Source organism: Paraburkholderia sp. J11-2 (assembly GCF_905220185.1).
In the GTDB taxonomy this organism is placed as follows: domain Bacteria; phylum Pseudomonadota; class Gammaproteobacteria; order Burkholderiales; family Burkholderiaceae; genus Paraburkholderia.
Window position 1 is genome coordinate 129,500 of the sequence record NZ_CAJMYY010000011.1, and the last position, 16,422, is coordinate 145,921.

The following is a 16,422-nucleotide window of genomic DNA, read 5'->3' on the forward strand; positions in this document are numbered from 1 at the left end:
AGTAACCAACGAACCGACAATTCGGCCCTTGTCCCGCGGGCACCGGCCAGCGCTTTAGCTCACCATCGTGAATAGCGCTGCAACGGTTCCCCCGGCGATCGCGACACCATACGGAATCGATCCGACCGATTCGCGTACCGTACCTGGCGATACGCCCGCCATGCGCGCGGCGCGTCCCGCTCCCGCAAGCAACGCTGCAACATTTCCCGTCAGGCGGCCCAGTTGTCCCCGCATCAGGGCAATCCCTAACGACCACACCCCGCCGATGATGAAAGTGTTCACTGCGATATCGACGGTCGCCGCCGCTCCGAGCCACGCACCCAGCATCATCAGCAACTTGACGTCGCCGGCCGCCATGCCGCGAAGCACATAGAACGGCAGCAGAAGCGCGAATCCGGTCGCCGCGCCACCCAGCCAGATCGCGCAGCCCGGAACGACTCCGCGCAGCGCGATCTGCACCGCGAGCGCCGAGACAAGACCGACCACGATCAGCAGGTTCGGAATCCGGCGGCTAACGATGTCCGTGCTGGCCGCAAGAATCGCCAACGCGATCACACACAGCGGAACCGGCTGCGGCGGCAAGGAGACAGAAAGCATCGTGAATTCCATTTGTGCGCTCCCGGGTTAGACCTGCTTTGCCATGACCAACCTCGCTCGCCAGCGCTCGGGTTAGAGCGTATTGACGATGTCGGAAAAGACGTTTTGAAGCGTCGATCCGATTGAAGCGATGCTGGCCATGATCAGCACCGTGATCAGGGCCGCGAGCATCCCGTACTCGAGCGCTGTTATGCCGTTTTCGTCACGAACGAAGTGCCTGGCCTGAGCGATGATCTTTTGCATGTCTGGTCTCCAGTGAGAAGTGAGGTATGGGGCGAATGCGGTTTGCGTTGCCTATGCACTCGCCCGCATAGCGGTCAGATCGCGTTAGCGACGTCGGAGAAGACGTTCTTCAGCGTCGAGCCGATCGATGCCACGCTTGCGATGATCAGCACCGTGATCAGACCGGCGAGCATCCCGTATTCGAGTGCCGTGATGCCGTTTTCGTCACGTGCGAAGGTCTTTGCTTGAGCGATGAACTTTTGCATTTTGGTCTCCAGTTACAAAGGATTCTGGTTGGCCCCGATCCGGGTGAAGTCTGAGTCTGGTTTCAGCCCCACCTCTTCCAACCCATAAATTTGGCAAGACTGACTATCAGCGGGCGAGTGTGGCTCGTGTTGCAGACCCACTCGCCCACGCAACGGTCAGATCGCGTTAGCAACGTCGGAAAACACGTTTTTCAGCGTCGACCCGATCGATGCCACGCTTGCGATGATCAGCACCGTGATCAAACCAGCGAGCATTCCGTACTCGAGCGCCGTGATGCCGTTTTCGTCACGAGCGAAGCCCTTTGCCTGAGCGATGATCTTTTGCATTTTTGATCTCCAGATGGATGTGTACATGGTTAACCCCCGTTCCATGTGGTTTTGAGGGTGCGTGGACTACGTCACTGGGTCAGTGCAGCAGTCACAGGACGCAGTTCTACGCGCCACGAATCGATAACTACGTACGGTTGGTCACATCCGCAATAATTTCCTACAGCGGACTACACGAAATCGGCAAAATTGACACGCCACATGTGGCCCATCCCGCGTAATTCGACGATGAAGCATCGGCTGTAAACATGCTTTATCCACTACTTTCCGATCATCTTCGAACGTCATCACTTTCTCGATGTCGTACTCGCTTTTCACTTTATGGCTTTATTTACGACTCTTTTCCTGACATATGGAAACGCTTCCACCTTTATCGCATGAGATGAATTCTCATTTACAGTTGATATGTCAACTACATTTTTCGCCTTGATGACGATCGTTAAGGATGTGCTTATACCAAAACCGGCGACGCACACCGCTGCGAAAATTTAGTAGTTACTCAATACGAACAACGTATTCAGCGCTCTTCTACGCGCATTTACTTCAGAAGTGTTTCACCGAGGCTGGACTCGAGCACAAGAGTGTTCGTTTGCGAACGCCGCGGACTCACTCGCCATTGCTCCCGACACGCTCGCCTCACAATAATCGGAGCAACACACAGGGACTGCCACGCATCGCAGCTCCTGTGCGTACGGGGAACGAGAAATAGGCGGCAGCGCCGCCAACAGAAAATATTCAACGGGGACTACAAAAATGGGACCACTTGAGCGCAATCGCTCGCGTTTGCATTCGGCGGCGTTCGCCTGGCTCTCGCGCGAGAGGCTCATTGCCTACAGCACCGCCATGCTCGTCATCGGTGTCGGCTTCGTGGCACTCTGGGCAATCGTGACTCACGGCTTTTCGGAGACTCGCGGTTGGCGCCCGGGGTCAGATCTGATCGTGTTCTGGTCGGCCAGTCACGCAGTCCTGCACGGGCAAGCCTCCATGGTCTTCGATTACTCGGCGTTTTCCCGGATCGTGGCCGCGGCAACCGGCGGCTTGCCCAAAAGCGCGTTTATTCCCTGGCTTTATCCCCCCACCTTCCTGTTGTTCGTCGCACCGCTCGCGTTGTTGCCGCTTCCGATTGCCTACGGCTTCTTCCTGGTCGCGAGTGTGTCCGCTTTCGTCTGCGCGACGGTTCGCGTTTCCGGACTCGCGCACGGCCCGCTTGGCATTGCGGCGGCACGCTACGTCGTGCTCGCCATGCCGTGTGTGATGGTGTGCGCCATCTTCGGGCAGAACGCGCTGATTACCGCGGCACTCGCCGCGTTTGCCGTCGCGTCGATCGAACGGCGCCCCGTTATCGCCGGAATTTGCATCGGACTGCTGGTGATCAAACCGCAACTGGGCATCCTGTTCCCCGTTGTTCTGATCGCGGCACGGGCATGGAAAGTGTTCGGATGTGCTGCCGTGACAGCCGCACTCTTTTCCCTGGCCAGCGTGGCGCTCTGCGGGACCGCTTCGCTTCGGCAGTTCGCCGGGAACATCGCGATGGCGCGTGAGCTGATCCTCGAGCACGACGTCCGCTTCTGGCTCGCTTCGCCATCCGTGTTCGCTTCGCTGCGGCTGCTTGGCGCGTCGCTGATCGCAGCAGGCCTGATGCATGCAGCGATTGGAATCATCGCCGCGTGCGGTGCGTGGAAAATCTGGCGCACGACGCGCGATTGCGCCCTGCGCGCCGCCGCGCTCGCGACCGCCACGCTGATTGTCACGCCCTATGTCTGGCACTACGAACTAACGTGGGTCGGACTCTCTTGTGCGGGCCTGCTCGCGAGCGGATTGCGTCGCGGATGGCTGGCCGGTGAGCAGCCCGTGCTACTCCTCGTCTGGCTCCTGCCGATCTTCGAATTCATCAATCAGATCCTGAGACTGCCGCAAACCGGACCCGTGATCCTGTTGCTCATGTTGCTCGCGCTGCTGCGCCGCGCTCGCATCGAGCCCATCCTTTAAGCAAGGCACCACGCCATGAGCCAGAGAACGTACCGCGATTACATGGATACCGCCAAGCTCGAGCCAGCCCAGCCCCTCGGCACTCGACAGCACGTCTCTCACTGGTTGAGCGGCCAACGCCTGTGGATCTATCCGCTCGCCGCGCTTGCTTACTATCTCGGCGTGGCGCTCGCTTACGTGTATCACCTGGTCTGGCTCAAGGATCCCCAGCTGAGCGTGCTTGCCGTAGACTGCCTGCCGTTCTGGAGCGCCTCGCATCTTGCCCTGCAAGGACATGCGGTGGACGCCTATAACTTTGGCATCCTGAAGCCCATCGAGGAATATGCCGCCGGCCGGCCCGTCGGTACCCTTCCGTGGCTCTACCCGCCAACGTTCCTGCTGCTCCTCTATCCGCTGGCATTGCTGCCGTTCACGCTTTCCGCACCCATCTTCCTGTTCGGTACCCTCGCCTTGTTCGTCGCGGTGGTCAAGACGATCGCTCCCCACCCGCGCACGGCGCTCCTCGCCATCGCCTTCCCGGGTTCAGCGCTCGTGCTGACCGCCGGCCAGAACGGATTGCTCACGGCTTCGCTGGTGGGGCTCGGACTGGTCCTGTTGCGCCGCCGTCCGATACTCGCAGGGCTATGTTTTTCGCTCGTCGCCATGAAGCCACAGTTGTGCGTGCTGATTCCCCTCGCGCTGCTGGCTTCGCGCTCGTGGCGTGCACTGGGCGCGATGATCGCGGGCATGGCGATCTCGCTGGTACTCGCTGTACTGGCATTCGGTGGCGCAACGCTCGTCGCGTTCGTTCATAACATGGGCCTCGCCAACAGCTTTGTCGAGAGCGGACGAGCGCTGCTGTTTCGTGTGCCCACCCTGTTCGCGGCCCTCAAGCTGCTTCACGCGCCAACCGTCGTCGCCGGCGCGGTGCAAGCGCTATCGGCTCTTTGCGCCGCGGCGGCCGTGTGCTACGCATGGAGGCGCCCCAGCGCTTTCGGGCTGCGCGCCGCCGTGCTCGTATGCGCCAGCATGCTCGTGAGTCCGTATCTCTACGACTACGATCTGACATGGTATGGAATCCTGATCGCATGGGTGGTCTATCACGCGAGAGAGCACGGCTTTCAGCGCGGACAGCGCGAATGGCTGGCCGTACTCTGGCTCGCTCCCGTCGCCGGGCTCACGCTCGTTTCGCATCTGCACATTCCGTTTACGCCGCTCATCTCGATTGCCACGCTCTGGATGCTCATTGCGCAGATCGCGCGCGAGCGGAAAGCGCGGGCAATTCCCAACACCGCAGCCTCGTTGTAACAGGGAGTAGACGTCATGAATATGCCTGTCGGTGTGGAAGCGCGCCACGTTGCAGCTGCGCTCGAGCCTCCCCTTATCTCTATCGTTGCGCCGTTCTACAACGAACAAGACAGTGTCGGCGCGTTCTTCGCGCAGATCGTCGCGACCATGGAGTCGATCGAGTCGATCCGCTTCGAGATCGTCTGCGTCAACGACGGCAGCAGCGACGCCACGCTTGAAAGGCTGATCTTCGCGAGCCAGCGCGAACAGCGCATCAAGGTCATCGACCTTTCGCGCAATTTCGGCAAGGAGGCGGCGCTCACTGCGGGCCTCGATGAGGCGGCTGGCGATGCGGTCATCGTCATCGATGCGGACCTGCAGGATCCGCCCTCGCTGATTCCCGAGATGATTCAGGGTTGGCGTGACGGTGCCGAAGTTGTGCTCGCTCGGCGTGCGAGCCGCGCGTGCGACTCCTTTCTCAAGCGCACGACCGCGGCGTTGTTCTATCGCATCCACAACGCGCTATCGGAGCTGAAAATCCCGGAAAACGTTGGCGACTTCAGACTTATGGATCGCCAGGTGGTCAACGCGCTGCGAGATCTGCCGGAGCGGCATCGGTTCATGAAGGGGCTGTTCGCGTGGGTCGGGTTCAACACCGTCATGATCGACTACGAGCGCACACCGCGCTGCGCCGGCAAAACCAAATTCTCGGGCTGGCGCCTGTGGAATTTCGCCCTTGAAGGCATTACAAGCTTTAGCACAGTGCCGTTGCGTAGCTGGACGTATATCGGTGGGGCGCTGGCTGCGTTCGCGCTTTGCTACGGCATTTTCATGGTTGGCCGCACGCTGATGTTCGGTAATCCCGTTCCGGGCTACGCTTCCCTGTTCTCCGTGGTGTTGTTCTTGAGCGGCGTCCAGTTGGTTGGCATCGGTGTCGTTGGCGAATACATCGGGCGTATCTACGACGAGTCAAAAAAACGGCCTGTTTACCTCGTGCGGCGGCGCTACGAATCGCGTGGCACGATCAGCGTCCTGCCGGTCGAACGCGCGGACACCCGTACCCATAGCGCGCCGCTGGAACTGGTTCGCTGGCGTGGCGCGTCGCAGGTGCGAGCAGCGGGCCGTTGAAGATGCGTCGATCAAGGGTCGCGTTCGATGCGCAGTGCTCGCGATGCGCGTCGTGGCTCAAGCCAGTAAAACGGAACCAATGATCGCGACTCGATTCCTTTGGAGCACCTTGTCGAAAGCAACGACGGCAAACACCGAATTGTGTGTCTGGCCGGCCTCGAAATCAAATTGCATTCAGAGCTGGTGACCAGCCAAGATGCACAATGATACGCGTCACGTGATTTGACGCTTCCGCTGACTTACGGGGGACAACATGTCTGACAATCAATCGAGATTCGGCGCCGAGGACGCACCCGGTGATCCGGGTGGACTTCTCGTCATGTTTGTGTTGCTGTACTTCGTTCCTTCGATCGTCGCTTTCCGTCGCATGCACCCTATGCGACGCGCAATCACAGGGCTTAATATGCTGCTCGGATGGTCCGTGCTCGGCTGGATCGTCGCTTTAGTGTGGGCACTGACTGCAGGTCAGAAAGAGGGCCCTTGTAATGAACCAGCTCACACCTGCAACTCTGAGAATCGACAAAAAAGTGGGGACGACTTTTCGCTGGTTTAGTCAGTAGGCGATCAATTTAGCTATCCGTCAAAGTCAATTCCGAGGGACAGGTAAAGTGTGTCGGCGTCGATGATCAATTGAGGCAAGCAAGCCCTTCCAAGGAAGAAAAGCGTCGTAGTCGTAGATGGTCTTCGCGAGCAAAGGCTACTAGAGCAGTCAAAGGTAGTAACAGGACAGAAGAACGCGACGGGCGCGGCAGATCTCCACGATTATGGTAAGCGTTCGCGCTGACATTTCCACCTGCGACAGTGTCTGCCCGGCGTCCAATGCGGGAAGGCCAGATCCCGCTTACAAACGGATTCTGGATTGAGGCCAGTCATCGCTGGTGCAGGAAGTACGAAGTCGAAGCGCTTGCGTCAAACGCTGCGCAAGAGGAAGGTACGCCGGAAGGAAGGTCACTTCACACACAAGAATCGCTGGCGCCGAGGGACTTCGCGTTCTTGCGCACGGTCGGTGTAGGAGCGCGGGACGCTTAAGCGTGTTTCATGACGTGGAGCACGGGGATGTCCTGCTGTCCGCGGTTTTCGATAATCTCGGCAAAGGCGCATCCGGCACTGCGGTTCAGAACCTGAACCTCATGCTCACGCGGCAATAGTGGCCGATGGCTTGAGCTAACGTTCGGCCACTTCATTCGCTAACAACTGTTGCCGATCGGGTCGTGGCCAGCGAATGTTCTTAGGCGGTACGCCTCCCAGTCGTCCTTACTACGGTGCTAGCGACTCTATCTTCCCGTCATCCTTGTGTCCGGAGAGATGCAGTCGCCCGGCACGGAGCGATCTCGTCGGCAAGGACTGACTATGCCGTCGTGAACCTGGCGTGGTTCACGCTTCTCGTCTCGTTTCGCCCGACTACCGAAGAGCAGTCGTACGCCAATGCATGGGCGCGTTCCTTACAATGCACTCGATTCTCATGCATGCCTCGCGCAACGGCCTGACGCGCAAAGTAAAGGATCGGAGCACCGGGTATTGGATGCTCGCACAGGATCCTGCACAGTCTTAATAGGTCAGCTCAGTGCGAGTTGCTATGCCCGGCGCCTTCAACGATAACCGCCCACTCGCCCGCGCGCACCGTCCGTTGGGCCAAATAGCGCCGCACGACGACCAGCAGCAACGCCAGGACGATGACCGGCGCATACGCGGCCGCCGCCCATTCCCCCGGTGTGTAAATGACAATCGGCGAAATCCAGGCACTCACCATCGCGACGCCGTCACCTCGAATCCAGCCATTGCGGCCACCGTCCCGCACGAGCCACAGAATCGGCAAGCCAAGCAAAAGCAGGTCGTAGGGCATCAGATAAGTCGGCACCAGCAACGTCGCCAGAACAAGCGCCGATGCCCGCAACTCGAAAGACGCGCGCACGGACCAAAGCCAGACAACGGCGCTCGCAGCCAGTGCTGCCACAACCGCGTGAAGCACGTATGCGCTCGGAATGGCCACCCCAAAATGTCGTGCAGCACCAAACACTGTCGAAATCCCACGCGGCCAGCGGTCCGAATATTGAATGACGAAGTGATTGAAGGCAGGCAATGCCTCGACGAATCGCGCGAATGTCGCAAATCCAAGCAATAGTCCCGCAAGCGCGCAAAACGCGCCAACGGTCAGCGCCGACGACACAAACGCGCGCCAGTGCCTGCCGCACAGCAGCGCAACAGGAATCACGAGTCCCAGTTGCGGTTTGATGGCAAGTAGGCCGAATAGAATTCCCGCAAGCCACGGCCTTCTGTCGACACAGGCGAGGCCGAGCCCAACCAGGCCAAACGTCAGAAATGAGTTCTGCCCGGCCGATCCAGCCGCCCAGACAGCGGGAAATGCGACGACCGGTAGCCACCAAGACCGGGCCCGCAACTGCGGCAAGATGCGCCGGCACGCGTGGAGCGCAAACGCAATCCAAGCCAAAACATACGCTAGGCACGAGAGCCCGAACGGCAACAACGCTGCTGGCAGCATGACGAGCAGGAACGTGGGCGGATACGTCCACGGCGTGACGAACGGCGTCGGCAGCATGTTTTGCAGCGGCAATACGATCGGCTCGATGAGGGCGGTGTCGAAAGCATTGCCTGCCGGCCCGTGCAACGCGAGCCAGGAGGCGCTCCAGAACACGGCGAAATCCCACCCTGGCGGACTGACGTTGGGTAAAGGCTTGACCCACCCGTACCATACCCTTAGCGAGAAGAAACCGATGTTCACCAACAGAACAAAGGAGGCGTACGCACGGATACGTTGTGCGTCGAGCCAGCGGGGCGGTCCGCACAACGTCCGGGAAGCGGACACGGTATCGTCGTCCATGGCCAGCCCACCTAGTAGTTCCATTCGGCGCATAAATCGTAAGACAGCGCCGGAATGCAAATGACGCCAGCAATTCCAAACCCTGATGATCTGCGGCATCCCCCGTCACTCCTTGAAGTGCGCGACGCTCGGGCCGGGAGGTCGCGGCGCCCCGCTCATTAGTCACGCGGCCAGCGTCGTGCCGGTCTTGCCGCGATAGCTTGTATCGCAAAGTATGAAGGAACAGACAGCGAGAATGGACGCCGAATTGTCCGCGAGGTCACACATGGCAGCCAAATCGACCGAGAGCGTCACCCTGCGCGCTGTCCCGTGATGCCGAGCCAGCTTTGTGAGAACGACAGCTTCGCGGCCGGTTTCTCGGCATGCATCACGCGCTTGAAGTCCGCCTTGGCGCCCGCGTGCGCGGCGTCATTGTCCGGCTCGAATCACACCACGGCTATGGGCGTGGTGTTCGATGAGCGCGCGAATCAGGATGGTCAGAAGCAACACGGGTAACAGCACACCTCCCCACTCCGTGCGACCCACCAGGATCCCAAGAAAGGCGGGGATGGGAAGAAACCATGCGAGTGCGACGATCGTCGACTCCCAAAAGCTCTGATGCCCGGTCCTCTGAAAATCTTCGCAAAGATACAGGACCGGTAATAGCAGCCAGACGAGGTCGTATTGGATCAAGTACGGGGTTGCCGTGAGTGTCGCGACAATGGCGGCTGCGCAACTCAGGCGTGAACCAGGCTGTTTGTTCCACGAGAGCGCTGTGGCTACCACGAGCGGAACCGCAACAATGAAATGCATCGCATAGGCGCTATACAGATTCGCTCCAAGAGAGCGGGCGATGGCATACACAGTCGGCATTGCACGCCAGAGATCTGCGCGGTTATGCGTAAGGATCGCGCTGTTGAACCACGACAGCGTCCCAAGAAATTGTTCCCAGAGTGGGAGACCGAACGCGAGCGCGCTGGCGCTGCAAATAATGGCGACTGTCGCTGCGGCGGCTGAGAATGCCCGGTACTGGCGACCGCACAAGAAGAAAAGTGGCAGGAGCAGTCCGAGCTGCGGCTTGACCGCGAGCAGCGCGCCGGCGCATATCCCTGCCAGTAACGGGCGGGTCTTGATTCGCGCGAGCGATGTAGCCGCGAGGGAAAGGGTAATCAATGAATTCTGGCCGTGAATTGTGGCCACCCAAACTCCAGGAAAGGCGATGACGGTAACCCACGGCAAAGCCTTGGACGCCATTGCCGGCCGGCATGCGAACAGCAAAATAGCGATACACGCAAAGCAATAGACAGTGTAGGAAATTGCGTACGGCAGCAGCGCGAGTGGGAGAATAAACGCGTGGAAGGGCGGCGGGTAGACCCAAGGTGCGAAATGACCGGTATCGGCAAAGTTCGTCCCGTCGTACAGATGTGCCTCAACTGCTGCCATCAAGTCCGGGTTGAAAGCCGAGATCATGCCGCTATGCAGAGAGACGAAGGAGGCGCTCCAGAAGACCCTGAAATCCAGCCCCAGCGGAGGCACAGACCGAATATGAAGAACCCAGCTTGCGAACGCCCATGCGCCTAGCTGGATCAACTGCATGGCAAGAATGGCGCCGCTGTAAATCACAAGTCTTTCACGGCTCAGAAAGCCTGTGATGCTTTGTAGTGCGCCCGGCTGCTCGACAGTTGTTGCCATGAAAGCCCCCAGTCACATGGAGATGTGGGTTTGGCCAGAGCAAGCATTGTCGCCTCGGTCTACCGAATAAATTGTGTGACAGCCCACGCCCGAATTGAGGCTGAACGACCGGTCGCTCATTGGGCAGTTTCTTCATTTTCGGGAGCAAGACTAGCTGTCGCTCGCGCTCATCGCGGAAGAACGGCGCGAACACCCGCCACCACAAAAAACGGCGCGGCGCCGGGCGGTGGATCCGCGCGGCGCCGCGTTTGCAGTGACTTCGACGTCCGCATCAAGGCGGCGTCAAGGTATATAGAAGCCTCAGAACGGCAGCTTCGCGTCCGGCTTCTCGGCGAGAATCACGCGCTTGAAGTCAGCCTGGATGCGCGCAAGCGCGGCATCGTTGTCGGCTTCGAAGCGCATCACGACCACGGGCGTGGTATTCGACGAGCGGGCAAGACCGAAGCCGTCCGGATATTCCACACGCAGACCGTCGATGGTGATGACCTCGTCGGCGCCCGTGAACTTCGCGTTCTTTTGCAGCTTCGCGATCAGCTCGAAGTTCTCGCCTTCCTCGAGCTTCAGTTGCAGCTCGGGCGTGGCGTGCGAGTTCGGCAGATCGTTGAGCAGCTTGCTCGGATCGGCCACGCGCGAGAGGATTTCGAGCAGACGCGCGCCCGTGTACAGGCCATCGTCGAAACCGTACCAGCGGTCCTTGAAGAACACGTGGCCGCTCATTTCACCCGCGAGCGGCGCGCCGGTTTCGCGCAGCTTCGCCTTTACGAGCGAGTGGCCCGTTTTCCACATGAGCGGCTCGCCGCCCTTGGCCTTCACCCACTTCGCGAGATTGCGCGTGCACTTCACGTCGTAGATGATCTGCTTGCCCGGATTGCGCGAGAGCACCTCCTCGGCGAACAGCATGAGCTGGCGATCGGGGTAGATGATCTGGCCGTCCTTGGTCACGACGCCCAGGCGGTCGCCGTCGCCGTCGAACGCGAAGCCGATTTCCGCATCCGTTTCCTTGAGCGCGCGGATCACGTCCTGCAGATTCTCGGGGTGCGCCGGGTCCGGATGGTGGTTCGGGAAGTTGCCGTCGATTTGCGTGAACAGCTCGACCAGCTCACAGCCCATCGCCTTGAACAGACGCGGCGCAAGCTCCCCTGCCACGCCATTGCCGGTGTCGACGACGATCTTCAGCGGACGCCCGAGCTTCACGTCGCTCACGATGCGCGCCACATATTCATCGGCGATGTCGTACTTCGTGTAGCTGCCCTCGCCCGCGTCGAAACGCTCTGCAACGATGCGGTCGTAAAGCGCGAGGATCTGGTCGCCGTAAATCGCCTTGCCGCGCAGGACCATCTTGAAGCCGTTGTAGTCGGGCGGATTGTGGCTGCCCGTCACGACGATGCAGGAGTCCACGTTGCGCTCGCCGCCCACCAGCTTGAGCGGCACGCTCGCCGCGAAGTAGCCCACGGGCGTGGGCACCATGCCGACGTCGACCACGTCCACGCCGGCATCACACAGCCCGTCGGCCAGCGCTCGCGAGAGATCCGGACCCGAGAGCCGGCCGTCGCGTGCGATCACCACGGCGTCGCCGCCCTGCGCACGCACTTCGCTGCCGAAGGCACGGCCGATGGCGCGCGCGGTGTCGGTGTCGAGCGTCTTGCCGATCACGCCGCGAATGTCATATGCCTTGAAAATCGATTTCGAAATCATGTTAGGGCTCACGTCCAGATGGGGATTCGGGTCTATTCGTAACATGGATAGGCAGTTGTAAGCCTCCGGCGTTACGAAAAGTGGGATCCGTTACAAACTATAATTGCCGTTTTTCGGCAGTGGTATGCACCCATTTTAATGCTTCGCCGTCACCTTTTATCGCCAAAATATTCGTCAAAAATGGCGGAGAAATCGCGCATGCCGCGTGCCTGCCCCCTTTTTAGCGCCTCCCGCCGTGGCGAGGCCCAATGTTGAGCCTCAAGCGCTTTGGCAACCCCGACGTCGCCCGCGCGTTTGCAAACATCGCGTGGCTCGGCCTCGAGCGCGTCACGCAGATCGCGGTGGCCATCGTCATCAGCGGCGTGCTCGCGCGCTACTTCGGCCCTGACGTATTCGGCAAGTGGCAGTACGCCAACACGCTTTTGCTCGTGCTCGCGCCAATTACCTGGGTCTGCGGCGCCGAGATCCTCGTGCCCACCATCGTCAACCGGCCGCCGGAGCAGCTTGGTACCGTACTCGGGAGCGCGTTCGCGCTGCGCATCGGCGTGTCGGCGGCGGCGCTCCTCATCACGTGGGCCGGAATTGCGCTGGGCGTGACCGATCCGCTCGTCGGCGCCATGCTCGCCGGGCTCGCCGTGACGATGCTGTTTCGCGAGCCGTTCGTAGGCGTGATCAACGCCTGGCTGCAGAGCATGACGTACAGCAAGCCGCAATTGCTCGCGAGCATGACGACGGCTGTGATCAAGGCGCTGCTCGTCTACCTGCTCGCGCGCGCCGCGTTCGCGCCTGCTTCCTTCGGCTGGCTCTGGGCGCTCGAATCGGCGGCGATCGGCGCGGCGCTCGTGCTTTACTTCCGGCGCCGCCACGGCGGCAAGCTCGGCTGGCACGTGGACCGCGCGCTCTTCAAGCATTTCGCGAGCGCGGGCACCGTCTTCTGGCTCGGGCTCATTTGCATGTATCTGTTCCTGAAGCTCGACCGGCTGATGCTCGAGCGCACGATCTCGTTTGCTGACCTCGGCCGCTATTCGGCCGCGCAGCAGCTCAACGAAAACTGGATCACGCTCGCGCTCATGCTTTCGCAAACCATCGCGCCGGCCTTCGTCTACCGCGTGCAGCAGGCTACGCAACTGCGCCGTAACCTCGTACGCCTCTTCGCGATGACGGCCGTGCTGATGGTCGCGGGCGCGCTCGTGCTCGATGCGCTCGCGGGCTTCATCATCGGCCGCGTGTTCGGGCCGGACTACGAAGACGCGATCGGCATCTTCCGCTGGGCCGTGTGGCTGTCTGTGCCGGCGGGACTCGAAGCCATCGGCAACCTCGTCGTGCTCAAGTATCAGGCGAAGTTTGTGCTGCTCGCCAAATGGCTGCTCGCGCTCGCCGTCGCGTTCGCAGTGAATCTCATGGCGATCCCGCGGCTTGGCTCGTATGGCGCGCTGTGCGGCCTGGCGGCCGGCTATCTCGCGGCTGCCTGCGTGAACCTCTATTACATCCGCTTCAAGCTTGTTTCATGATGAATTCCGCCGCGCTCCCAGCGAGCGACGCACGCGAAGGTGCGCTCGCCGACGTCGCCGTACTTATGCCCGCTTACAACGGCCAGGACGACGTTGCGCGCACGCTTGCGTCGTTCAAGGAAGACGCAACGATCTACGCGCTCGTTGTCGACGATGGCAGCACGCCGCCGATCGTCGCGCCTGGTGTACCTGGCATGCGCGTGGAAATCTTGCGCATGGCGAAGAACGGCGGCATCGAGCGCGCGTTGCAGGCGGGCGTCGAGGCACTTGCGGCGCGCGGTTTTCGCTACGCGGCGCGTATCGACGCGGGCGATCTCGCCGCGCCCCAGCGCCTGGCAAAGCAGCGCGCGCGCATGCAAGCCGAACCGACGCTCGCGGCGCTCGGCACGTGGACCCAAGTGGTCAATCGCGCGGGCGAGCCGCTTTTCATGCTGCGCCCGAGCGCCGACGCGCGCGCCCTGCGCCGTACGCGCCTGTTGCGCTCGCCGCTCGTGCACCCTTCGGTGATGCTTCGCGTTGATGCTGTGCTTGCTGTTGGCAACTATCGTGTGCAATATCCGGCCGCTGAGGACCTCGACCTGTTTCTGCGACTGATGGAGCGCTATGAGTGCGCGAATCTGCCGGAACTCGGGCTCTACTACGAACTGAACGAAGGCGGCATTAGCGCGACCAAGCGGCGCCGGCAGATCGTCTCCACGCTGCGCCTGCAGTTGCGCTATCTGAACGTACTGAACTGGCGCGACTGGGCGGGCGTTGCGAAGAGCCTGCTGCACTTCGTGACGCCGTATCGAACTCTGCACAAAATGAAGCGGGCGCTCTTCACGCGCGGTGCTTAGCAACGCAAACCGTTCTTTCCTCCGCTGCCCGTCGTGTTCCCGGCACGGTCTATTGGGCTTTTTCGTTCCGGCGTGCTCCCCGCCGCCGGACCGAATAAGTACGTGCGAGAACCACGCCAACCATGGCAAGTTAAGCCAACAGAGACGTGAACTCATTCGCGGCTGATCCCGCTTCGTCGCGAGATGCGCAATGAAGGGCCCGCGTGTCGGCACTTCGGGCAAACAACCAACCTGCTCCAGTCAACCTATTCGCCTTCGCCCTCTTAGTTGATATGTATATCATTCGACTACGAGAACAAAATTGGACGACATGTCTTTTTCGACGTCCACGAATGATGTGTCGTACGTAGATGTCCAATCAAGCAGGGGAAACGCCAATAAGCAAGCGCGTGTGCGGTGCGGTGCGGTATATCACGTCATAAGTTGGATCCAGGATGGTTGTCAATGAAGCACACACGTTGCTATATCAACCAACTTGTTTTAAACAACACCTTACACACATCCCGGACGCCCCGGAATGAATGACATGCCACTTCTGGTTCTGATCAAGACACTGATGCGGGAAAGGGGGCTGCGCTTGACGCTCATGGCCGAACGACTCGGCATAGCGCGTCAGAACCAGGGCGCACCGCAGTCGGAGCGGCACGATGTGCGAAGTTGGACGCCGGATGGCGCGGCCAACATCCTCGACGCTGGATGGGTATTGGTGCCAGGTGAGAACCTTGCTGAGATTCATGAGGTCCTGACAATGAAAGGCGTAGACCCGTTCGTGCGTAAACAAGCACCCGTTGTCACTCGTTCGAGCCGATCCGCACTTTATGACCCGCAAGTCGCCATGGACCTGCAGGTGCGCTCATCGCCTGCGCTCGGGCCTGATCCAATCACATTAACGACCGCTGAGCGTCACGAGCTTGTGTGAGCAGCGCTACCGAGCCAGACAGCAACGGCAACGTGCAAGCCAGACTCAGCCGGGACGCACGAACATATAAACAATACGCAGGGCTAACGGTCTGATCCTCGTTTCGAGGAATGGTCACTAGCTCGATCAAAACAAACGGGGAGAGCACATCGTGAGCATCCAGCGACGTGAGACCATGACCTCAGGCGGTGAGCGGCACAAAGCTGAGTGGTCACCGCAGGCTCCCGAGCAATCCCAGCGAGAACTCGAGAGAGTCGTTCCTCAATACATGGACGCGCATCAGGACAATTCCAGCAAGACCAGATGCGGACATATTCTGCGTCTGCTCGGAATCCCGACAGGTTTTGGAGGCGCTGCCTTGGTGTTGTCGGCTTTCGACGTCTCAATGACCACGCAATCGCAGCCAGTCCTTCTTGTTGGCTTGCTGTGCGGCATTGGCGCGACATGCTACGGGATCGCAGTCAAGTGGCGCATCTTTCAACGGCATTGGTCGGTTGCGCTTTTTTGGTTCACGCTGACGCTTCTCGTGGAAGCCCTTCTCTATGTGGCCATGCCGGCTTCCACCCTACAGTGGTAGAGAACGGATACGGCGCCACCCCGAGTTCAACCGCGATCGCCAAAGACAGTGCAATGTCTACTCGCCGCTGCTGATTGGGGTGATCAAACGAAAGACGCATGTTTTTAGGCATCTTTCGATGTCTCGCGTGAAGAAATCAGACGCATTTTCACAACTCTAAAGAAATCGGGCGATCGTCATTTGCAATCGCAAAATGCTGTGGTAATGTTGCTCCACTTTCCGCGTCTCTGACGCATCGAATCGGCATGATAGCCGTGCCGATTGTTTGACTCAGACGTTGCAACAGTAACGACTTCCGTCGAGCTCCCTTGCACTGCCTGAAGAGTTTTTTAAAACGCCCAGGCCGACTCTCGTAGTCTGCGTAGCGATAATTGCTTCACCGCGTCTCTGACGCATCGGTTCGGCATGGTCTCCATGCCCATTGCTTGACTCGCACGTTGCAACAGTAACGACTTCGGTCGAACTCCCTTGCACTGCTGGAAGATTTTTTTAGACCGCCCAGGCCGGCTCTCGTAGCCTGTCTAGCGATAATTGCTTCAGCGCGTCTCTGACGCATCGATCCGGCATGGTATCCATGCC

15 protein-coding genes and 1 pseudogene are annotated in these 16,422 nt (G+C 60.0%); 9 read left to right on the forward strand and 7 right to left on the reverse strand.

Features of this window, described 5'->3' with window-relative positions; translation table 11 throughout:
• Positions 1 to 54 precede the first annotated feature (54 nt).
• The 4 genes from U5A57_RS17395 to U5A57_RS17410 all read right to left on the reverse strand — a co-directional run bounded on the left by U5A57_RS17395 (position 55) and on the right by U5A57_RS17410 (position 1,412).
• A complete protein-coding gene (locus tag U5A57_RS17395; protein WP_321912999.1) occupies positions 55 to 597 on the reverse strand; it encodes a prepilin peptidase in 543 nt (180 codons plus the stop codon).
• 72 nt (positions 598 to 669) lie between these two features.
• Positions 670 to 840 carry a Flp family type IVb pilin gene (locus U5A57_RS17400; protein WP_321912836.1) on the reverse strand — a complete coding sequence of 57 codons (171 nt, stop codon included), beginning with the start codon at positions 838 to 840 and terminating at the stop codon, positions 670 to 672.
• Between the two features lie 74 nt (positions 841 to 914).
• Positions 915 to 1,085: a Flp family type IVb pilin gene (locus tag U5A57_RS17405; RefSeq protein ID WP_321912838.1), complete on the reverse strand. Its 171-nt coding sequence runs from the start codon at positions 1,083 to 1,085 to the stop codon at positions 915 to 917.
• Between the two features lie 156 nt (positions 1,086 to 1,241).
• The gene (locus U5A57_RS17410) at positions 1,242 to 1,412 is read right to left on the reverse strand and encodes a Flp family type IVb pilin (protein ID WP_321912840.1); all 171 of its coding nucleotides are present in this window, start codon (positions 1,410 to 1,412) and stop codon (positions 1,242 to 1,244) included.
• A 753-nt stretch (positions 1,413 to 2,165) separates the two neighbouring features.
• Here U5A57_RS17410 and U5A57_RS17415 point away from each other — a divergent pair.
• The 5 genes and pseudogenes from U5A57_RS17415 to U5A57_RS17435 all read left to right on the forward strand — a co-directional run.
• Positions 2,166 to 3,401, forward strand: a complete 1,236-nt coding sequence (locus U5A57_RS17415; RefSeq protein WP_321912841.1) for a glycosyltransferase family 87 protein — start codon at positions 2,166 to 2,168, stop codon at positions 3,399 to 3,401.
• 15 nt (positions 3,402 to 3,416) lie between these two features.
• The gene (locus U5A57_RS17420) at positions 3,417 to 4,688 is read left to right on the forward strand and encodes a glycosyltransferase family 87 protein (RefSeq protein ID WP_321912842.1); all 1,272 of its coding nucleotides are present in this window, start codon (positions 3,417 to 3,419) and stop codon (positions 4,686 to 4,688) included.
• 21 nt (positions 4,689 to 4,709) lie between these two features.
• Positions 4,710 to 5,795: a glycosyltransferase family 2 protein gene (locus tag U5A57_RS17425; protein WP_321913001.1), complete on the forward strand. Its 1,086-nt coding sequence runs from the start codon at positions 4,710 to 4,712 to the stop codon at positions 5,793 to 5,795.
• Positions 5,796 to 6,114: 319 nt separating this feature from the next.
• On the forward strand, positions 6,115 to 6,348 hold the full coding sequence (locus tag U5A57_RS17430; RefSeq protein ID WP_321913003.1) for a superinfection immunity protein: 234 nt from the start codon (positions 6,115 to 6,117) through the stop codon (positions 6,346 to 6,348).
• A 469-nt stretch (positions 6,349 to 6,817) separates the two neighbouring features.
• A pseudogene (locus U5A57_RS17435) lies at positions 6,818 to 6,943 on the forward strand (N-acetyl-gamma-glutamyl-phosphate reductase); the annotation flags it as partial.
• Between the two features lie 413 nt (positions 6,944 to 7,356).
• On the opposite strand, the gene U5A57_RS17440 reads toward U5A57_RS17435, so the two are convergent.
• The 3 genes from U5A57_RS17440 to U5A57_RS17450 form a co-directional block, all read right to left on the reverse strand.
• Positions 7,357 to 8,634, reverse strand: a complete 1,278-nt coding sequence (locus U5A57_RS17440) for a glycosyltransferase family 87 protein (RefSeq protein ID WP_321912844.1) — start codon at positions 8,632 to 8,634, stop codon at positions 7,357 to 7,359.
• Between the two features lie 408 nt (positions 8,635 to 9,042).
• A complete protein-coding gene (locus tag U5A57_RS17445) occupies positions 9,043 to 10,305 on the reverse strand; it encodes a glycosyltransferase family 87 protein (RefSeq protein ID WP_415774637.1) in 1,263 nt (420 codons plus the stop codon).
• A gap of 300 nt (positions 10,306 to 10,605) precedes the next feature.
• The gene (locus U5A57_RS17450) at positions 10,606 to 12,000 is read right to left on the reverse strand and encodes a phosphomannomutase/phosphoglucomutase (RefSeq protein ID WP_321912845.1); all 1,395 of its coding nucleotides are present in this window, start codon (positions 11,998 to 12,000) and stop codon (positions 10,606 to 10,608) included.
• Positions 12,001 to 12,248: 248 nt separating this feature from the next.
• Here U5A57_RS17450 and U5A57_RS17455 point away from each other — a divergent pair, with 248 nt between their 5' ends.
• The 4 genes from U5A57_RS17455 (at position 12,249) to U5A57_RS17470 (ending at position 15,843) form a co-directional block, all read left to right on the forward strand.
• Positions 12,249 to 13,511: an oligosaccharide flippase family protein gene (locus U5A57_RS17455; RefSeq protein WP_321912847.1), complete on the forward strand. Its 1,263-nt coding sequence runs from the start codon at positions 12,249 to 12,251 to the stop codon at positions 13,509 to 13,511.
• Positions 13,511 to 14,347 (forward strand): glycosyltransferase, encoded by an 837-nt coding sequence (locus tag U5A57_RS17460; protein WP_321913004.1) that lies wholly within the window; start codon positions 13,511 to 13,513, stop codon positions 14,345 to 14,347. Before U5A57_RS17455 ends, U5A57_RS17460 begins: the two co-directional genes overlap by 1 nt.
• Positions 14,348 to 14,873: 526 nt before the next feature.
• The gene (locus tag U5A57_RS17465; protein ID WP_321912848.1) at positions 14,874 to 15,266 is read left to right on the forward strand and encodes a hypothetical protein; all 393 of its coding nucleotides are present in this window, start codon (positions 14,874 to 14,876) and stop codon (positions 15,264 to 15,266) included.
• Positions 15,267 to 15,417: 151 nt separating this feature from the next.
• Positions 15,418 to 15,843 carry a hypothetical protein gene (locus U5A57_RS17470; protein WP_321912850.1) on the forward strand — a complete coding sequence of 142 codons (426 nt, stop codon included), beginning with the start codon at positions 15,418 to 15,420 and terminating at the stop codon, positions 15,841 to 15,843.
• The last annotated feature ends 579 nt before the right edge of the window (positions 15,844 to 16,422 follow it).

What these genes read in the sequence shown, in the direction of transcription:
- U5A57_RS17395 (WP_321912999.1), bottom strand. Translation starts at nt 597, where the DNA reads ATGCTTTCTGTCTCCTTGCCGCCGCAGCCGGTTCCGCTGTGTGTGATC.
- U5A57_RS17400 (WP_321912836.1), bottom strand. Translation starts at nt 840, where the DNA reads ATGCAAAAGATCATCGCTCAGGCCAGGCACTTCGTTCGTGACGAAAAC.
- U5A57_RS17405 (WP_321912838.1), bottom strand. Translation starts at nt 1,085, where the DNA reads ATGCAAAAGTTCATCGCTCAAGCAAAGACCTTCGCACGTGACGAAAAC.
- U5A57_RS17410 (WP_321912840.1), bottom strand. Translation starts at nt 1,412, where the DNA reads ATGCAAAAGATCATCGCTCAGGCAAAGGGCTTCGCTCGTGACGAAAAC.
- U5A57_RS17415 (WP_321912841.1), top strand. Translation starts at nt 2,166, where the DNA reads ATGGGACCACTTGAGCGCAATCGCTCGCGTTTGCATTCGGCGGCGTTC.
- U5A57_RS17420 (WP_321912842.1), top strand. Translation starts at nt 3,417, where the DNA reads ATGAGCCAGAGAACGTACCGCGATTACATGGATACCGCCAAGCTCGAG.
- U5A57_RS17425 (WP_321913001.1), top strand. Translation starts at nt 4,710, where the DNA reads ATGCCTGTCGGTGTGGAAGCGCGCCACGTTGCAGCTGCGCTCGAGCCT.
- U5A57_RS17430 (WP_321913003.1), top strand. Translation starts at nt 6,115, where the DNA reads ATGTTTGTGTTGCTGTACTTCGTTCCTTCGATCGTCGCTTTCCGTCGC.
- U5A57_RS17440 (WP_321912844.1), bottom strand. Translation starts at nt 8,634, where the DNA reads ATGGACGACGATACCGTGTCCGCTTCCCGGACGTTGTGCGGACCGCCC.
- U5A57_RS17445 (WP_415774637.1), bottom strand. Translation starts at nt 10,305, where the DNA reads ATGGCAACAACTGTCGAGCAGCCGGGCGCACTACAAAGCATCACAGGC.
- U5A57_RS17450 (WP_321912845.1), bottom strand. Translation starts at nt 12,000, where the DNA reads ATGATTTCGAAATCGATTTTCAAGGCATATGACATTCGCGGCGTGATC.
- U5A57_RS17455 (WP_321912847.1), top strand. Translation starts at nt 12,249, where the DNA reads ATGTTGAGCCTCAAGCGCTTTGGCAACCCCGACGTCGCCCGCGCGTTT.
- U5A57_RS17460 (WP_321913004.1), top strand. Translation starts at nt 13,511, where the DNA reads ATGAATTCCGCCGCGCTCCCAGCGAGCGACGCACGCGAAGGTGCGCTC.
- U5A57_RS17465 (WP_321912848.1), top strand. Translation starts at nt 14,874, where the DNA reads ATGCCACTTCTGGTTCTGATCAAGACACTGATGCGGGAAAGGGGGCTG.